The 18,670-nt window shown below is 43.7% G+C and carries 15 protein-coding genes and 1 pseudogene; 6 read left to right on the top strand and 10 right to left on the bottom strand.

Annotation, left to right across the window (positions count from 1 at the left end):
• Positions 1-399, bottom strand: a pseudogene (locus MD535_RS21205) (transketolase); the annotation flags it as partial.
• A gap of 67 nt (positions 400-466) precedes the next feature.
• On the bottom strand, positions 467-1,417 hold the full coding sequence (tal, locus tag MD535_RS21200; protein ID WP_265677020.1) for a transaldolase: 951 nt from the start codon (positions 1,415-1,417) through the stop codon (positions 467-469).
• Positions 1,418-1,837: 420 nt separating this feature from the next.
• On the opposite strand from tal, the gene MD535_RS21195 reads away from it, so the two are divergent.
• Positions 1,838-2,833 (top strand): sugar-binding transcriptional regulator, encoded by a 996-nt coding sequence (locus tag MD535_RS21195; protein ID WP_265677019.1) that lies wholly within the window; start codon positions 1,838-1,840, stop codon positions 2,831-2,833.
• A 101-nt stretch (positions 2,834-2,934) separates the two neighbouring features.
• Here MD535_RS21195 and MD535_RS21190 read toward each other — a convergent pair whose 3' ends face one another.
• From MD535_RS21190 to moeA, 5 genes are all read right to left on the bottom strand, one after another.
• A complete protein-coding gene (locus MD535_RS21190; RefSeq protein WP_265677018.1) occupies positions 2,935-3,825 on the bottom strand; it encodes a LysR family transcriptional regulator in 891 nt (296 codons plus the stop codon).
• 175 nt (positions 3,826-4,000) lie between these two features.
• Positions 4,001-4,834, bottom strand: coding sequence for a sulfurtransferase (locus tag MD535_RS21185; protein WP_265677017.1), 834 nt, complete (start codon positions 4,832-4,834; stop codon positions 4,001-4,003).
• 12 nt (positions 4,835-4,846) lie between these two features.
• A complete protein-coding gene (locus tag MD535_RS21180; RefSeq protein ID WP_265677016.1) occupies positions 4,847-5,155 on the bottom strand; it encodes a hypothetical protein in 309 nt (102 codons plus the stop codon).
• Between the two features lie 164 nt (positions 5,156-5,319).
• The gene (gene moeB, locus MD535_RS21175; RefSeq protein WP_265677014.1) at positions 5,320-6,069 is read right to left on the bottom strand and encodes a molybdopterin-synthase adenylyltransferase MoeB; all 750 of its coding nucleotides are present in this window, start codon (positions 6,067-6,069) and stop codon (positions 5,320-5,322) included.
• A gap of 10 nt (positions 6,070-6,079) precedes the next feature.
• Positions 6,080-7,315 (bottom strand): molybdopterin molybdotransferase MoeA, encoded by a 1,236-nt coding sequence (gene moeA / locus MD535_RS21170; protein ID WP_265677013.1) that lies wholly within the window; start codon positions 7,313-7,315, stop codon positions 6,080-6,082.
• A 174-nt stretch (positions 7,316-7,489) separates the two neighbouring features.
• Between moeA and folE the strand changes: the two genes are divergently transcribed.
• Entirely contained in the window at positions 7,490-8,143 is a 654-nt protein-coding gene (folE, locus tag MD535_RS21165; RefSeq protein WP_250616004.1) for a GTP cyclohydrolase I FolE, read from the top strand.
• 205 nt (positions 8,144-8,348) lie between these two features.
• A complete protein-coding gene (locus tag MD535_RS21160) occupies positions 8,349-10,397 on the top strand; it encodes a hybrid sensor histidine kinase/response regulator (RefSeq protein WP_265677012.1) in 2,049 nt (682 codons plus the stop codon).
• A 252-nt stretch (positions 10,398-10,649) separates the two neighbouring features.
• Here the strand turns inward: MD535_RS21160 and cqsA are convergent, their stop codons facing one another.
• The 3 genes from cqsA to clcA form a co-directional block, all read right to left on the bottom strand.
• The gene (gene cqsA / locus MD535_RS21155) at positions 10,650-11,831 is read right to left on the bottom strand and encodes an alpha-hydroxyketone-type quorum-sensing autoinducer synthase (RefSeq protein WP_265677011.1); all 1,182 of its coding nucleotides are present in this window, start codon (positions 11,829-11,831) and stop codon (positions 10,650-10,652) included.
• A 212-nt stretch (positions 11,832-12,043) separates the two neighbouring features.
• Positions 12,044-13,012: a TDT family transporter gene (locus MD535_RS21150; RefSeq protein ID WP_265677025.1), complete on the bottom strand. Its 969-nt coding sequence runs from the start codon at positions 13,010-13,012 to the stop codon at positions 12,044-12,046.
• A 111-nt stretch (positions 13,013-13,123) separates the two neighbouring features.
• On the bottom strand, positions 13,124-14,524 hold the full coding sequence (gene clcA, locus MD535_RS21145) for a H(+)/Cl(-) exchange transporter ClcA (protein WP_265677010.1): 1,401 nt from the start codon (positions 14,522-14,524) through the stop codon (positions 13,124-13,126).
• Between the two features lie 508 nt (positions 14,525-15,032).
• Between clcA and MD535_RS21140 the strand changes: the two genes are divergently transcribed.
• The 3 genes from MD535_RS21140 to MD535_RS21130 all read left to right on the top strand — a co-directional run bounded on the left by MD535_RS21140 (position 15,033) and on the right by MD535_RS21130 (position 18,489).
• Entirely contained in the window at positions 15,033-16,028 is a 996-nt protein-coding gene (locus tag MD535_RS21140; protein WP_265677009.1) for a CobW family GTP-binding protein, read from the top strand.
• 374 nt (positions 16,029-16,402) lie between these two features.
• Entirely contained in the window at positions 16,403-17,629 is a 1,227-nt protein-coding gene (gene gltS / locus MD535_RS21135; protein ID WP_265677008.1) for a sodium/glutamate symporter, read from the top strand.
• Between the two features lie 143 nt (positions 17,630-17,772).
• Positions 17,773-18,489, top strand: coding sequence for a type 1 glutamine amidotransferase domain-containing protein (locus MD535_RS21130; RefSeq protein ID WP_265677007.1), 717 nt, complete (start codon positions 17,773-17,775; stop codon positions 18,487-18,489).
• The last annotated feature ends 181 nt before the right edge of the window (positions 18,490-18,670 follow it).

Below are 18,670 nucleotides of genomic sequence, written 5' to 3'. Positions count from 1 at the left end.
GGCGAGCGCTTTTTCTGCCATCGCCATACCAACGGCATTCGTGATGCCTTGCCCTAAAGGACCGGTTGTTGTCTCGATACCTGGTGCGTAGCCGTACTCAGGGTGGCCTGGTGTTTTAGAGTGGAGTTGACGAAAGTTTTTCAGATCATCGATTGAAAGCTCGTAACCTGCTAGATGAAGCAGAGAGTAAATCAGCATAGAGCCGTGACCGTTAGATAAGATAAAACGGTCGCGGTCAGCCCACTCTGGGTTAGACGGGTTGTGGTTTAGGTGTGAACGCCAAAGTACTTCGGCGATATCAGCCATACCCATAGGTGCGCCAGGGTGACCAGAGTTGGCTTGTTGTACGCCGTCCATGCTTAGAGCTCGAATAGCATTAGCGAGTTGTTTACGATTCATGGTGTCTTCCAAAATTTATAAATGGTAATAAAAAAGGCACCTGTTATCAGTGCCTTTTTGAATTGGGTTATAGTTTTGCTGCAAGCATCTCTTCAAGCTTACCTTGGTCGATAGCGAAGTTGCGAATGCCTTCTGCTAGCTTTTCAATCGCCATTGGGTCTTGGTTATGATCCCAAAGGAATTCAGCGTGACTCATAGCGGCAGGACGTGCTGCTTGGCCTTTAGAATCGATCAGCTTCTCAACGACTTCGCCTTCTGCTTCTTCTAGTTCTTGCAGTAGGTTAGGGCTAATGGTTAGACGATCACAGCCAGCTAGCTCTAGGATCTCACCGATGTTACGGAAGCTCGCCCCCATGACGACTGTGTTGTAACCATACTCTTTATAGTAGTTGTAGATAGAGGTGACCGATACAACGCCTGGATCTTCTTGTGCGTCGAAATCACGACCTTCTTTCGCTTTGTACCAGTCCATAATACGACCAACAAATGGTGAAATTAAGAAGACGCCGGCTTCCGCACATGCACGCGCTTGTGCGAATGAGAAAAGAAGCGTTAGGTTACAGTTAATGCCTTCTTTTTCTAGCACTTCAGCTGCGCGAATACCTTCCCATGTTGACGCAAGTTTAATTAGGATGCGGTCATTAGAAATACCGGCATCGTTATACATCTTAATAAGCTTGCGTGCTTTAGTAATGCTGCCTTCTGTGTCGTAAGAAAGACGAGCATCCACTTCTGTTGAGATGCGACCCGGGATAGTACTCAGGATCTCTTTACCAATGCTCACTGCAAGCATATCGCCAGCATCTAGAAGTTGCTGGTTTTTGTCTTGGCTTTGACCTTTCGCGTACTCGATGGCTTGATCGATAAGAGGCGCATACTCAGCAATTTGTGCTGCTTTCAAAATGAGAGAAGGGTTAGTCGTTGCATCTTCTGGTTGGTATTTACGAATGGCTTCGATGTCACCAGTATCGGCGACGACAGTCGTCAGTTTGCGTAGTTGCGCTAATTTATTGCTCATCGGTACGTTCCTATAGTTGAGGCAAGGTCGTCTCATAATAAAAGGGCGACATCAGTAGCACGTGTGTTGGCTACTGAACAGAATCCTAATCAGCGAGCATTCATGCGTGAGCATGTGTTTGGCTCGTGAGTAAATGTTGATTCATATTTAACTCATGTAGGCTGAAAGTCAATAAAATATACCTGGTAAATTGCTCATTCATCCGATTACTTTCGGTTTTTGATAACGGTAGCGCACTTTTGTAGATTGGCTAGCACCAGTAAAGGCGTGGTTATCCTCGACTAGCTCACAAAATAGGCTGAGATATTGTAATGCAATTGAGCAAATGTCACGAATGTCGTATGCTCATACATATGTTCAGTGTGTGAACCAATGTATGCCTGTTTGCGGTAGAGCAGGCTCGAAAATAGAGCTAAGTGTATGGATAATTCAGAAACAAGTGCAGACGTACTCACTGAAATCGCAGTGGCATATTATCAAGATGGTGCAACTCAAGAAGAAATTTCAAAAAAGTTTGGGGTGTCTCGCGCAAAAATCGGGCGCCTCCTGAAACAAGCACGAGACGAAGGCATTGTCGACATTACAGTAAAATATCACCCAGTATATAGCGCTAAAATAGAGCAACGACTGATGGAGCGTTTTGGCATCAAGCGGGCATTGATTGCCTTAGACCAGCCGGATGGGCAGTCACAACGCAATCAAGTTGCGGGTTTAGTATCAAACTATCTTGCGCAAACATTGAAGACGGGCATGGTGGTCACGGTTGGGCAGGGGCGCAATGTATCCGCAGTTGCCCATCATACTGGTGTCATCAGTCCACGCGCTTGTAAGTTTGTGTGTGGTATCGGCGGTATTCACCCGAGAGGCGGTCTTTTTAATGCCGATCATATTTGTCGGCAGTTAGCGAAAATCTATGGCGGCTCATCGGAAACGCTCTATGCGCCTGCCTATGCAGAGAATAAGGAGCAAAAGCTCGCCTTTATGCAAAATGCGACCATTAAGCAAACACTGGATTTAGCACGTAAAGCCGATATGGCACTCGTTGGTGTCGGTGACATGAGTGAAAATAGCTATATGGTAGATTTAGGGTGGTTTACGGCTGATGAAGTGGTTCAGTCACGGCTTCACCAAGGCGTTGTCGGTGATTTTGCAGGCTATGACTTTTTTGATATCCAAGGTCGGGCTGCGAATACCGTCATGAGCGATCGCGTAATCGGTTTAGGGTTGGAAGAGTACAGAATGATCTCTGAAGTGATTGCTATTGCATCGGAAAATAGTAAACCTATGGCGTTGCTTGGAGCACTCAGAACTGGCGTTATCGATGTTATCGCAACAAGCGTGAGTAATGCACTGACGGTCTTGAACCTTGATGAGCAGATGAGAAATATAGAAGGTAGTCAAACCCACCAAACTTGATGAGTACTGGCTATATCGCTGATTCATTGATTCAGCGATAGGCCATCCAATTTATGGCGCTCTATGTGTATCGTCCAGCAAACCTATGCGCTATCAGCGACTCAAGAAAACGCCCAACCTTTGAGTATGTTTAATAACGCTTGATAACGTGCCGGTAGTTCCCTTCGTTTCTTTTTGATGAGATAAAGAGGCTCGCTGATAACGTTTGGGGTTGGCGTAACGCTCACTTGATTTTGATACGCCGAGTGATTGATCGCAACTTTAGGCAACACGGTTAACCCAATCCCCATAGCAACCGGTTGAAGAATTTGGCTCAATTGGTTGATATAAGTCACTTTAGTCAACTTGGACCAGTCCAAGTCTTGCAGTGCTTTGTCACCGCTATGTTCAAAAAACTTCTCAAAATAATGCTGTGCATCTGGGTGGGCGACGACGCCCAAAGATTCAATATCACTCAAAATACTCGCGCTCGGCACATAGGCTTTTGGCATCACAAGGCTAATTTCTAAACGTCCAATGGATTCACACGTGAGTTCAGATTGGTTAGGCATGTAGGTAACAATGCCTATATCAGCGTTCCCTGAAAGGACATCTTGAATGATTTTTCTGTTGGGACCAGCCTCTAGGTGTGTTGATAGCCCGCGGTATTTGGTTTGCAGAGAAATAAGTTCAGGGTAGATAGCGGTAGCAATAGCTCCGGGCGCTGCAATGTGAAAAGCACCTTGATGTGGGTCATCGAAACTGAGCTGTTCTTTTAGCATATGTTCATGCTTGGCCAGGTTTACCGCGTACTCATAGACGATGTGCCCCTGCTCAGTCAGTTCGAAGGTTTTTCCTTCACGGCGAAGAAGCTCAGAGCCCAAATCATGCTCTAGTTTTTTTATGTGTTGGCTGACTCCGGGTTGAGTCATGAATAGCTTTTCTGCTGTTTGAGTAAAGTGACCGACTTCGACGAGTGTTCTAAAAGTATGTAGCCAAGTAGTGTTTACCACGAGTTAATCCATAACAAAATCTTATCATGTCGTTAGTATACGATAAATTATCGATTTATAAACAGGTGAATCTTACGGGTAAATGGCTGCGTTACCACAGCCACCGGTTTATAACGGATTAACGCATGTTTATTAAGGGGCTGACTGACGCTCAATTCATACCGCTAATGCGTGATTAGCATTCGATTGGTAAGTCATGTCGCTGTCCCCACTCAGTCCAAGAGCCGTCATAAACAGCAAGGTTGTTATACCCACACATCGAGGCGCCAAGCGCCAAAATGCAAGCGGTGACACCAGAGCCGCAGCTAAATACTAGTGGTGTGTTCTTATCGTCATTAATAGAAGAGAATAATGATTGAAGCTCACTAATGGGCTTTAATGTGCCATTTCGCATGAGCTCTAAAAATGGCAAACAAACAGAAGAAGGGATGTGTCCACTGCGTATGCCTTCTCTAGGCTCTTTTACCTCGCCGTTAAATCTTGCACGCGAGCGAGCGTCGACAATGGTTCGAGAAAGGTCATTGGAGATGGCTAACACTTGCTCCGAGTTAAGAAATCGATTGTGATCCACAGGCTGCTCTAGCTTACTCGGCTGTGGGGTAACAAATGCGGTATCAACGGGGTATTGATGTGCTTTCCATGCAGGGAGTCCACCGGATAAGACATAGACATGCTCTAACCCAAGTGCTTTTAGCATCCACCAAGCGCGAGGAGAGGCAAATGTGCCTGAGTTGTCATACACCACAATCGTCGAGGTTGGGGTGATGCCAAGTTGTGAGACCAATTGGTTAAATATCAATTCTGGCGGCATCATATGCGGCAGGGGGCTGCTAGCGTCACAAAAAACGTTGTCATAGTCAAAGCGCTGAGATTGCGGAATTACCCCGTCGTTGTCCTTTGTTGGTTCCATTGGAATCTGGAATTCAATACTGGCATCTAAAATCACAAGCGAGTCATCTTCACCCAGTTTTTCATATAACCATGTGGGCGTGACCAGTGGCAGTGTCATAGCATTTTCCTTTTATTGCTGCTGACAAGAAACCAATTGATAGGTGCTTGTCGAGGAGAGTGGGCTTTGCAATTGATCCAAAGTGGCAAGTGTACCTATTTGGCAACGACGTGCGGGATCAGTCGTGATTCTTACTGTCGATTTATCGGGTAGTTCAACGGTTAAATAATGACGATTGCCATCTAAAGACTGTGTCAGTGTTTGACTGATTACTTGCCCCTGTATTGTGGCGACCGAATGCGTTAGAGGAAACCAAAGAAGAGCGACCAATAGACTAAGACCTGCGCCTAGAACGATAAAAGCGGCTTTTAAAGATTTCAAATTGTCCTCCTTAAGATCCAAAGATAAAGTAACGCGGAAAGCTAAGGGCCAAACACGCGTTTCTAAGCGTTAACATGGTCAAATCTACACAGTCATCAACATCAAAGTCGGTCTAGCAATACTGATGGTATGCTAAACCGAGGGGGGCGAGTCTATTTAACACATTAGCGACAAGTTGGGCAGGCTGGGGATTTAGGTAGGCCCAGTTCGCGCCAAGTTAGGGTCAATGCATCGAATAACAATAGTTTACCTTTTTTAACTTGACCATAGTTCGCAATGACTTTGATCGCTTCTAAGGCTTGCATTGCACCGATGATGCCAACAACGGGTGACATGACACCAGCCTCTACGCACGACAGTGACGTTTCTCCAAACAGCGCACTTAAACACTGATAACAGGGGAGTTGGTCGTCGTCATAGGTAAATACTGATATTTGTCCTTCCATTCGAATAGCGGCACCACAAACAAGAGGTATTTTCGATTCAAAGCAAAGCCGATTGAGTTGATTTCGTGTATCAACGTTATCAGTGGCATCAAGGACCAGTGAGTGCTGTTGTATTAAGTCAGATAACGCTAAATCACCTAGACGTTCTGGAATAGCAATAATCTTAGCATTGGGGTTGAGTGCTTGCAGGGATGCCTTCGCTGACTCAACCTTTGCCGTGCCAATATCGCCATCAGTGTGGAGTATCTGGCGCTGCAAATTAGAGAGTTCAACGTTATCGTCATCAACGACAGTTAACTGACCAATACCTGCCGCGATTAAATATTGACTGGCAGCACAGCCCAACCCACCTGCACCGATCATCAAGATTGATGACTGTTTAAGCGCTTCTTGCCCTTCAAAGTCGAAGTTCTTCAAGATGATTTGACGGTTGTAGCGAAGCATTTCCTTGTCGGAGAGAATATCCACAACGTCCACCTCAATAAAGTGTTGAATTGAGAAGTTGGATTTGCACTGTCTCTCCAACCGACACATTTCCTCGGTCTTGCTCAAGAACAACAAAGCAGTTTGCCAAGCTCATTGAACGGAACGCACCGGAACTTTGGTTGCCCGTTGATTCTACTTCAAACTTGCCATCTACAATGGAGTAAACACCACGTTGGTAGTCGGTGCGTCCAGGGCCTTTTTTAAATGCGGTTTTAGTGATCGTAGGGATTGACTCGGGTGCCTTCCATTGTGTATGTCCAGCCAGTTTTGCAATGAGGGGTTGCACTAAAACATACATGGTTAAGACAGCAGATACCGGGTTACCCGGGAGTCCACAAAACCATGCATGGTCAAGTTCACCAAAAGCAAAGGGTTTGCCTGGTTTGATTGCGAGTTTCCAAAAGCCAATTTGCCCTAGTTCTTCAAGGATGTCTTTGGTGTAATCGGCCTCACCAACACTAACACCGCCAGAGGTAATGACAACATCGGCCTCTTGTTGAGCGCTAATAAAGGTGTTGCGCAGTGTTTCTTGGCAGTCTGGGACAATCCCAAGATCAATGGCTTCGCAGCCAAAATTATCAATAAGAGGCTTGATACCATAGCGATTGCTATCGTATATCTGACCATCTTGCAGTTGACTACCCAGCGGTCTGAGTTCATCACCCGTTGAGAAAAAGGCTACTTTTGGTTTTCTGAATACCTTGATGTGGCTAAAGCCGAGTGTCGCAATCATCGGAATATCACGAGCCGTTAGGCGAGCACCTTGTGCCAGTACGACGTTCCCTTGCTCTATGTCATCGCCGGTTGGACGAATGTTCATATTGTGCTTGATATGATCTTGATTGAAAGTAATGGCATTACCGTTGACCTGCGTATTTTCTTGCATGATCACGGCATCACAACCGGTAGGAATTTTTGCCCCAGTCATAATTCGGATACAGGTTGTCTCGGGCCATATACCTTCAAATGGCTGACCCGCAAAGGACTTGCCTGCAAGTGGCAATGTTGTACTTTGCTCTAAATCGGCAATACGAACGGCATATCCGTCCATCGCTGAGTTGTCAAAAGGTGGCACATTCATCGGGGAGCGTAAATCTTCGGCTAGGACAAATCCTAATGCTTCAGGAAGCGAGCGTTCAATGATGTCTGTAATTGGTTTGATCGGTGTGAGCATTTTTGATAATGCTTCTTCTATTGGCATTAAGCCCGGAGCGTCGCAACAACCCATAAAATATGTATTCCTAATTCATTGCAAATATCAGGCTAACTTTATCATATTTTTGGCCTGTAGCCCCTAAGTAAAGAAGGGCGGTACGACAAAACTAACGATAAAATGGGGGTGTAATTCAAATGGATTCCGAGTATCCTGTCGTCCCTTGCGGGACTAGTAAGAGGTATGCAAATGTCAGAATTAAGCGAATCAGCACAATTGGTCAAGGAAGCTCTCTCGAAGCGCGGGTTAGAGACACCAATGTTGCCAAACACTGTCAGTCGAGAAGAAAAAAAAGAACGCATTGAACATCATATGCGGGAAATTCTTACGTTACTGCAACTCGATTTAGCTGATGATAGCTTAATGGAAACGCCACAACGTATTGCAAAAATGTACGTAGATGAAATTTTTTCAGGTTTAGACTACGAGCGTTTTCCTAAAATTACCGTCATTGAAAATAAAATGAATGTCAGTGAAATGGTGCGTGTGAAAGATATTACGGTCACGAGTACCTGTGAGCATCATCTTGTCACCATAGATGGTAAGGCCGCTGTGGCGTATATTCCACGTGGTAAAATTATCGGGTTGTCTAAAATCAATCGTATTGTTAGGTTCTTCGCTCAACGCCCTCAAGTACAGGAACGAATGACGCAACAAATTTTAGTGGCGTTGCAAACGCTACTTGAAACGGATGATGTCGCAGTTACTATCGACGCGGTGCACTATTGCGTTAAATCGCGTGGGGTCATGGATGCAACCAGTGAAACCACTACAACGGCATTAGGGGGAATATTTAAATCTATCCCAGCAACGCGTCATGAATTCTTACATGGTTTGCGATAATGTGATGTTCATTCACTCGCCCACGACTAATTTCACAACAACGCCTTCGAGATATGAAGGCGTTGTTGTATTTACTATCCGTTTTCAGCCATACTATTGATAATCGAAGAAAATTATAAGACAGAGTTGGCATATTTCTCTAAGCAATGGGTTTGAAACGTGAATCTCGCCAGTTGCGCTAACCTCAGTCTCTTGGACGAGTTGGATGAGTAGACTTCAAAAAATCTATAACTATGCAGAGCCGAACCTATTTCTAGTGGTGATAATGGGCGGGTTAGGCTACCCGTTGTATTATTGGGTATGGGAATTTCTATTTCCTCAGCCATACGAGAACGTGTGGTTAAGACTTTTTTGTAGTGCATCGGCATTGTTGCTGGCTTTTCGTCATTCGCTTCCAAGATACTTGAAGAGGTATCTTCCCCATTATTATCTATTTGCAATTGGGCTTTGTTTACCGTTTTTCTTTTTCTACATGATGTTGATGAATAATTGGTCTGATGTGTGGGTATTGTCCTTCATGTCGTCGATTTTTATTCATATTTTATTGGTTCACGATACACGTGTGATGTTTATGCAGGTCGTGATATCGCTAGTATTGGCTGGGGGGGCGGCGTATTTTGCGTCTAACGGCACCATTGAATTAGCGCATAAAGCCAGCTTCATCCCGATATTTGGCTTTACTTATGTTTTCGGCAATTTATTCTATTTTCGAAACCAAACAGAGCATGAAGCTAAAGTCTCCATTGCTAAATCGTTTGGTGCTGGGATAGCCCACGAAATGAGGAACCCGTTAAGTGCGTTGTTATCATCGTTTGAAGTGATGCGCTCTGTGGTACCAAACAGTAATTCTTCTTATCGACATTCTTATCACCTTAATGCACAAGAAATACAGACCATGAATGACATTATTGATGATTCAATGAAGGTCATCTGGGCTGGTAATGAAACCATTGATTTGTTGTTAACATCGATTGATAAAAACAGAGTATCAACATCGACGTTTTGTAAGCATCGTGCCAAATTGGTCTTAGAAAACGCGGTGACAAGCTACGCGTACAAAAATGAATCAGAGCGTAGAGCGGTTCATATAGAGATTGATGAAGACTTTGAGTATTTAGGTAGTGATACACTACTAAAGTACGTGGTTTATAATTTGCTTAAAAATGCGTTTCGCCATCGTGGAACTGGCAAGTTTAGTATTACTATACGCTCAAAGAAAACCAGTGATGGGTATAGTTTGTTAGTTAAAGATACTGGCTTAGGGATTGAGCCTGAATTGATTAAGAATATCTTTGAAGATTTCTACACAACAGGGAAAAATGGCACATTTGGATTGGGACTATCATTTTGTAAAAAGGTGATGACCTCGTTTGGCGGCAAAATAAAATGTCGCTCTACCCAAGGAAAATGGACTGAGTTTGAACTTCAGTTTCCGCATTATACTTCCAATAAAATTACTCATATTAAGCGCGAGTTAATGAAATCAAAATCTCTACTATATATCGGCCAAGCGCATTCGTTGATTCAGGAAAAACTGAGTGAAGTGAGCAGCCAAACTGAACTGGCACTCAAGACGGTATCAATGGAAGAGGCATCTGAGTACGAAGAGCATCAGTTTGAGTATAACCTTATCGTAATCGATGGCAGGCTTGATCGCCAAGGTTGGGCGTTTATGTCTCGATTAGAAGGTAAACTGTCTTTTACTGAAGCGAGGATAGCATTTCTACATGATCCGATGGACACGAGAAATTTATATTTTCAACGTTATGTCGCGATAGAGTTGTTCGAGTGGCAACAGTTTTTTGAACAGACGGCTAACTCGTTGGACTACCTGATGTTTGATCAGCTCAAACAAGTTGAAAGTTTACCGGCGTATAATGAAATCTCGACTCAAAGAACGGTCATGATCGTTGATGATAATCACTCCCTTCGCTCTATCACATCGATCATGTTAGAAAAGCAAGGATTGCACGTTTTGCAGGCTGAGAATGGTCAGGTTGCTTTGGATAAGCTAAAGCAAGAGTCGGTTGACCTAATATTAATGGATATCGAGATGCCAGTACTTGATGGTTTGACGACAACTCGGATGATTAGAGACTCTAACGAAGAGTATGCGTCCATTCCAATCGTGGGTTACACCGGAGATAAAAGTGAAGAAACCATCATCAAAATCAACGAGTTTGGAATGAACGATTATATTGTTAAGCCCACGCCAAAAGATGAGCTAATCGATAAAGTCGCTTCTTGGATCTAGTGAAACAAGCGTCATTAATGCCTCATCATACTCGCAATAAATTGACAACCTATCGATAAATTTACCACGCCGTTGGTCAGTATTGACTAACGGCGCTATTCGTTTGACTAAAAGAGGACGAGTAGTTTGACTAGAAGAGGACGAGCCAGCGCATACTAAGTGCCCGTGACTAGTCTCGCGCTTCGGTTAGACATTGCTGTAAACAAGACTTTTTTAGGTTCTGTAACGGCCCTTTTTAGTCACGTTCAACCGTTAGTCAAAGATCAATTCAGGGTTGTCCCACGCTTGCTGACAAACATGGATAACACGGTCTAGCTCTTCTCTCGTGTGCTCTGCATTAATCGAGAACCTCAATATATGCTTACCATTAGGTGTGGCGGGTGGGCAGAATATGGAACCAAAAATTCCGTGACTCTCAAAGAAATTACGAATTTTTAATGTATTTGGTGCATCGCCGGTATCGAGTCCAAATATTTGAGACTCACTACGAATATCAAAACCAATTTTTCGTAGCGCTCGATTTAAGTACTCTGCGCTGCTTTGTAGCGTTGCACGGCGTTCATCTGATTTTACAATGACGTCTAATGTCGTATCTAATCGCTTCATTTCATAAGGAAGCATTGCTGAACTAAAAATAGCAGGGTAGGCCACCATTGGAATGCAGTAAGCGGTTTTCTTATTAGCAAGTATTGCGCCAGCGCGGTACGAAAACGTTTTAGCCAAGCTAGCAGTAATAAAGTCGACGTGGGCGGTGAGGCCGAGTTCTGCCACTAATCCCGCGCCTTTTGGACCGTGTGTTCCAAGAGAGTGGGACTCGTCAACGACTAACGCACACTCTTGTTCATAAGAGATAGACACAAGATCGACCAATGGCGCGATAGTACCAGTGGTGCTATATATCGAATCGACTAAGATGATCCCAGGGCCATTACGCTTTATCTGTCTCGCTAGGTGGCGAGTGTTGTTGTGCATAAATGGGTGCAGCTTAGCGCCCGCGATTCTCGCCCCTTCCCAAAGGGACGCATGGGCAAAAAAGTCTATATATACATTGGTGTCTTTATTACAAATCGCTTGTAGCAAATTGACGTTTGCTGTCCATCCTGACTGGGATACCAGGCAACTTTCAAATCCAGTAAGTTGTGCTAGTTTAGTTTCAAACGCTGGATTTTTATCGCTACCGAGCAAAAAAACACCGGACATTAATAGGCTTTCGTCGTTTTCTTGAATGGCACGAATATGTGCATTTTTTATGGTTTCATTGCTATTGAGACTCAGGTAATCGTTAGTCTGCATGACGACATCACCCGCCTTTGGTTGCATGCCACAGATAATCGGTTTTTTATCGGCATTAGAATGAATACGATCTTCTATGAAAAAATCATGTTTTTGGGTAATAAAGTCAGGGAGAGCCTTTTTAATCTGAGTTAAATGCATAACAGTATTCTCTGAGTAATTGAAATTATATGTCGGCCGATGCACTTATTTATTGCCGATAATAGAATGACTGTCACCACCCAAATACTTATTCTTTGGTGATACTTGCAGAATGAACTATAACTTATATTAATATATTAATTTTACTTATACCTGTTGGGGGTCTAGGCAAAGTGGGACTTATCGTTTGGGCCTCATTACTGATAAAAAAGTCATTTTTTGTTCGAGTATTTTAACTCAGGCCAATACATAGCAATAAACCCCACACTTACCCAAATGACTGCAAACGTAGCAATAGTGAGCTCAAGAAACCCAAACTTATGAAGCCAGTGCCATTGAGGGTACTCAACCTCGAAAAAGGCGGTGAGTCTATGCATGGCGATCGAGCTAATAACGGAGGGGAAAGTAATCGCAGCAATAGAGGGTTGAAACTTGAGTTTAAGAAGCCGGAAGTAACATAAATATATCATTAGAGTCATGGTGATAGCGATGCCTGCAAGCGCTCCAGTCAGGATCGGATCAGGCTCATCAAAGTTCACTAGGTAGGCAGCTAATGTGAGATTGATTGGGGCTGCCATAATTGCAATGGTTGGTCTTGCCCGTTTCTTTAGCATGCCTTCAAAAACGAGGCGATATAGAACTAGCGGTAGCATAAAAAAGTAAATGCCAATACAGACACTCGCAATGGTCTCAGAATATACAGTATGTCCAAACTGAGTACCTGCGAGTGAGCTACTAATTAAGCCAACTGGATATAGGAACCAACTTGGGACAATATTTGCAATTTTAAAACTGCGTAATTGATAGAAGAAAAATAAAACGGCGAGTGAGAGATGAAGGGTTAAAGCTGCAAACCACAAAGGATATGCAATAAGTGGCAATATTAATGCTAAGTAATCACAAAGAATAAGTAACGCCATACTCATTGGTGCCATTAAGCTACCAGTAATTGAGTTTTTTATATCCGCTGAAAAAATATGCTTATTTAAAAGGTATTTTAATAAAACCGGGAGCAGAAGCAGGGCACCAATACTCGCCAGAATCGGTTGTATTTGTTTGCCTACATTAGGCAAGTACAACGCCCAAGCATGTCCAAGCCCTATAATACCAAGGGCTAATGAGGCCTGTGAGGTTGGAACATTATGAAACTGAGTCAGTCGTTTTAGAGCAGCTATATACATCGTCACCTAATCAGTTCCCTATGATTATTTAAGTGAATACTGCCAGCGCCGATAGTTAAGCACTAGAAGTCTAGCCGTCTGATTGTATCTCAATTCATTTGAAATTGCGCCCTAGTTTTCTCGACTTGGCAGATCCTCTTGTTTCAATTTAGTATTCTTTAATGTGCGGTGAAGGAGCTGACTATAAATGGGCTGACCACCAAGCATTTGAGCAATGATTGTTGCCCCCAAAGCGGTAATAATTAGTGGGAGAATAAGGTAATAGTTATTGGTCATTTCAATGACTAATAGGATACCAGTGATAGGGGCACGTACCGTGGCAGAGAACAACGCCCCCATTCCTGCAATAGCGAAAACACCGGGCTCAATAGGGAGATCAGGAAAGATAAGCTGTGCCATTAGCCCAAATGCATAACCAAAAGAAGTGCCCAGTGCAAGCATAGGGGCAAAAATACCTCCGGGAGCGCCAGAGCCAAAGCAAATAAGTGTGGTAAATACACGGCCAATAAAGAGAATGAACAGAAATCCTGCGCCAAAATCCCCATTGGTGATTTCAGGTATTAAGCCAATCCCACCGCCTGTTAACTCAGGTACGTAGAGCAGTAAAAGCCCAAAAATACCCCCAATGACAGAACCTGTTAATAGGAAACGCTTTAGATCATTTTTATGCAGTTTAACAAACAAATCTTGAAAGAGAGTGACGAGTCGATTGAAGGCAACACCAAAAATACCAAAGAGTGCACCGAGTACTAGGAACAACCATAATACTTGCATACTTGGTGAGTCATACTGCGGCATGCTGATTACCGCGCCCTGTCCATTGATAGAACGAAAAACGATAGTGGCAGCAACAGCAGAAATCAGCACCGCTTTGATTGAGATTAATGAGTAACGAAAGTGGGGGCGCATTTCTTCAACGACAAACATAATACCCGCGAGTGGTGCATTGAACGCCGCAGCTAAGCCGCCAGCCGCCCCTGATGCGAGAAGAGTATGTCGGCTATCGTCATCTTTCACTCTAAATATATCGGTAACCATACGACCAATATTGCCGCCCATCTGTACGGTCGGTCCCTCCCGTCCTAAAACCATACCTGAGCCGAGTGCTCCTAGGCCACCAAAGAATTTAACCGGTAGCACTCGCCACCAACGTACTGGTCGTATGTTATCCATTGCGCCTTCGATTTCTGGAATGCCAGAACCAGCGGCTTCTGGTGCGAATTTGTGGACAAGGAAATAGCCGATAAATGCCAATGCGGCGCTGATGATAAAGGCAGAAGCCCACAGAGGGAGTACTGAGCCGATCTCGTCCTTTAACCATTCAGTACGGGTGTCAGTGACGAAATGAACACCAAGCTCAAACAATGTGCCAACAAATCCAGCTAATATACCCACAATACAGGAAAGAAAAAGCACAGAAACCGGCGTCTTATCCCTAGACAGAAACTGATTAATGGTTTCTCTAGGTACTCTGACGAGCAGTGACTGCTTAAATTTTTCTCTCTTGGTCATAAAAGTGTGGGCCTTTTCTATTTGACGGGGGATTTAGAACCGAAATTATACGAGTTCTGAAATAGACAAACAGTGACAAGTTTGCAAAGTAGTATTGCAATATTAGTGCGCTTAGAAAGCGTGACCAGTTAGACATAAATAAACGTGTGGCAAACTTGTAATTAGAGGATTATGGTCCATAGTTAAAGCGTAGGGTATGTATTCGACAAGCACGGAGGATTTGAAGCCCCTACGTACAATTTGGATGTGAAATGTTACACATACTACTGCCTCGTAAATGATCTCAGCATCTCGTATGGCTTAGAGATTCGCAAACTCACGATTGAGTAACGAGGGTCGAGGCGCACGCAAAGTGCGCCTTTTGTCGTTTATCATCTGCGCTTTTTTAACGTATTCATATAATTGGTGTTTTGTTGACCATTTGAAGTGAATTTTCAAATAGCGCACTCTGTGATAGCGCAGAAAACCGTTTATACTAAATGCATTATTTCAATTCATTGGATTCTGTATGCCACTTCAAGTGCCTACCAATATTATTACCGGCTTTCTCGGTGTAGGAAAAACAACGACGATTCTTAACTTACTTAAAAACAAACCCGCCAATGAGCATTGGGCCGTACTCGTGAACGAGTTTGGTGAAGTAGGAATTGATGGGGCGATGCTTGCCGACGGCGGGGCAATGATTAAAGAAGTTCCAGGTGGCTGTATGTGCTGCACTGCTGGAGTCCCAATGTCGGTCGGTATTAATGCGTTGCTGCGTCAAAAACCAGATCGTTTGATTATTGAACCGACAGGCCTTGGTCACCCTAAACAAGTGATAAAAACCTTAACGTCGGAACAGTATCTAAATTACGTCGATCTGCGTGCGACCATCACCTTGGTGGATCCAAGAAATTTATCTGACACAAAATATCTCTCTAATAATAACTTTAATGACCAACTCGCCGCGGCGGATGTGGTGATTGGTAATAAAGTTGATCAGTGTAGCTCAGAAGATATCGATACCTTCAATGATTGGGTTAGCGTACAAGAGCCAGCACTCATTTATCACCAGCTGGTTAAACAGGGTAACTTGCCTATAGAGTTGCTTGATATCGAACGAAGAGAAGCGTTAACTTCAACCATTCAGAATGAGCGAGAACAGCAGTTACATGACCATAGTGACATGGAACCAGTGTTTGAGTTACCGCCAGAACAGGCATATATACGCCGAGAAAATAAAGGTCAAGGGTACTTTAGTTGTGGTTGGATTGTAGGGGCAGAGCATTTATTTGATTTTGACCAATTATTTTCTATGTTGAGCGATTTAACCGCCGAGCGGGTAAAAGCCGTAGTGAACACGACTAAGGGCTGCTATGCCTTTAATGTGTCGAATCAAGTGGTAACGGTTAATGAAATTTCATTGCAAGGCTATGAGTCTCGAATTGAAGTGATTGACAGTCAATTACTGCCTTGGGCGGAGCTTGAGACCATTTTGCTTATGCTATGTGGCATAAAAGTCTGAGTCGCACTACGTATCGGTGAACGGGTAGAACAGTGAGTTGAAATTATCGCCATGTGCATCCTAAGGGGGCCATGGTGCTTTGGTGTCGGCTGTTGAACCAACGGTGATGGCAGCAGTACGTGTAATACGGGCTGGTATCAAACATTAGCTCGAATCAAAAACTGGTTCGTATCAAGCACTGGTTCGTATCAAGCAATTGGGATACTAAACTCATTTTTTTGATGATGTTGAGCGCCCCCAAAAAGGTATATGGGGCCGAGAGCGCCGTTCGCGCAATAGGATGACTCGTGAAAAAATTGAATAAAAAGAGTTGGATAGAGCGACAAACACAGGCATGCTATTCGGTAACATGTTTCTAACAGGAAGTAAGAATTATGATTATTGAAAATGGCGTGGTGCATATTGATTCATTTTTGGCGGTAACAATGGGGATCATTGTCCTTTTTGTTGGTAGGCGGCTCAATCAGGTGGTTGGATTTTTAAAAGAATTTAGTATCCCAGAGCCTGTTTCAGGCGGTATTGTTTTCTCGGTTCTTTTTGCTTTATTACATATGGCCACTTCCATTGAGGTTAACTTTGACTTAATGGCGCGAGACGTGTTACTCGTGTACTTCTTTACCACCATTGGAATTAATGCCAGCCTAGGTGATCTAATGAAAGGCGGGAAGCCCCTCATTATTCTGTTGGTGATTACTATTGGGTATATGCTTGTTCAGAATATTACCGGTATTACGGTCGCTACAGCCTTTGGACTTGAACCTATCGCTGGCCTTCTTAGCGGAACGGTTTCCTTGATTGGTGGGCACGGAACCGCGATAGCGTGGGCACCCAAAATACAAGAACAGTTTGGGCTAGATACGGCAATGGAAATAGGGATTGCTAGTGCAACGTTTGGTTTGATTTTGGCGAGTTTAATGGGTGGGCCGATTGCTAAGTTTCTCATCAAGAGATATGACCTTAAACCTTCTCAAGAAGACGCGATGGATGTCGGTGTATCAGACTCGGCCTCAGATACTAAAATCACCTCTTATGATTTTCTCGATGCGATGCTTGCCATCCATACTTGTATTATTGTTGGTTTTTTCTTAAATGAAGGGGTTGAACATCTAGGGCTGCAACTACCGCTTTTCGTCACTTGTTTATTCGCTGGTATTATTCTCTCGAATTTAGTGCCTCATAGCTATCCGCGAATTACGGGAACTCGATGGCCTGCAAATAAACCTTCTATTGCGCTGATAGCGGATATTTCCTTGGGTGCGTTTTTGGCAATGTCACTGATGAGTATGCAGCTTTGGACGTTGGTTGATCTTGCTGGTCCTATTTTTGCTATATTAGGCGCTCAATTTATTGTTGCTATCCTAGTTAACTTGCTGATTATTTTTCCAGCGATGGGCAAGAACTACGATGCAGCGGTCATTTGTTCTGGTTTTGGTGGGATTTCTCTTGGCTCAACACCCACTGCGATGGCGAATATGTCTGCGGTAGCTCAAAAATATGGAAACTCTCATCAGGCCTTTATCGTCGTTCCTTTAGTGTGTGCATTCTTTATCGATTTAGCTAACGCTCTCATCATTCCCTATTTCATGGGGTTACTTGCGTAGCATTAACCTAATATTAGCATTACGCCAACACTCGCATTAAGCTCATAATGTCATTATATCGAGAAGCCATCAGGCTTCTCTTTTTTTTGAAAAATAGCACGGATTCACTAGGATTAAGTCATCGACACTAAGGAATGAAAACAATGGCATCGTATAAAGTACTGTTGATGGTCACATCTCATGGGAATTTAGGATTTACTAAAGAAATGACCGGCGTCGATTTAGTGCAACTTGCCATTTGTTACGCTGCTCTTGACGCTTACGATGTTGATGTAACGGCGTGTTCGGTCAAAGGTGATATGCCACCGATTGACCCTTTATATGATCTTGAGGCTGAAGTTAATGATGGTCAATTATCGGTTGATCGGGGAGCGTTGATGAAGTTATTGGCTTCATCGAAGCGAATTGTTCAGATTGATTGTGCAGAGTATGACGCTGTTATTGTGTGTGGTGGCTATGGAGCATTGTGGGATCTTACCTGTGATCCTGACTCGGTCACGTTACTTGATGATTTTTATAGCGCTGATAAATATATTTGTGCGTTTGGTCATGCATCAGGTGCATTAATTCATGTCACTCGAGAAGACGATACGTCTATTTTGGCTGGAAGAAGAGTGACAGGCTACAGTAACGGTGAGGAATTAGCAGGTAACAGAGCTGACGCTATTCCATTTTTTGTTGAAGATGAATTGGTGCGATGCGAAGCTTTGTATAGCAAAGCCGAGAATAACCAACCGCATGTGGAAATTGATGACCGGCTTATTACTGGGCAAAATACCGCGAGCGTAAGGTGTACGATTGACGCGCTACTGGTGGCGCTTAAGTCGCTTTCTATCCAAAAGGCTTGTTCGAGCCCATAGAGCGACTTACAGTCGCTGACATATCTAACAACACATCAATATTCCCTTTTTAATTCTTAGCCCATAAGATACTGGTGACAAGATAAAGTTAGCGCTGTTGCGTGGATTATATGCACCAAGGGAGTATTTCCCGGCGATTTTTTATTAGCGATGGATTTCTGCAAAAGCAGAGGTCTTTAAA

The sequence above is a fragment of the Vibrio qingdaonensis genome (assembly GCF_026191675.1).
Lineage (GTDB): Bacteria > Pseudomonadota > Gammaproteobacteria > Enterobacterales > Vibrionaceae > Vibrio > Vibrio qingdaonensis.
Note: the sequence above shows the minus strand (reverse complement) of the source record. Positions and strands in the feature narration are given on the sequence as shown.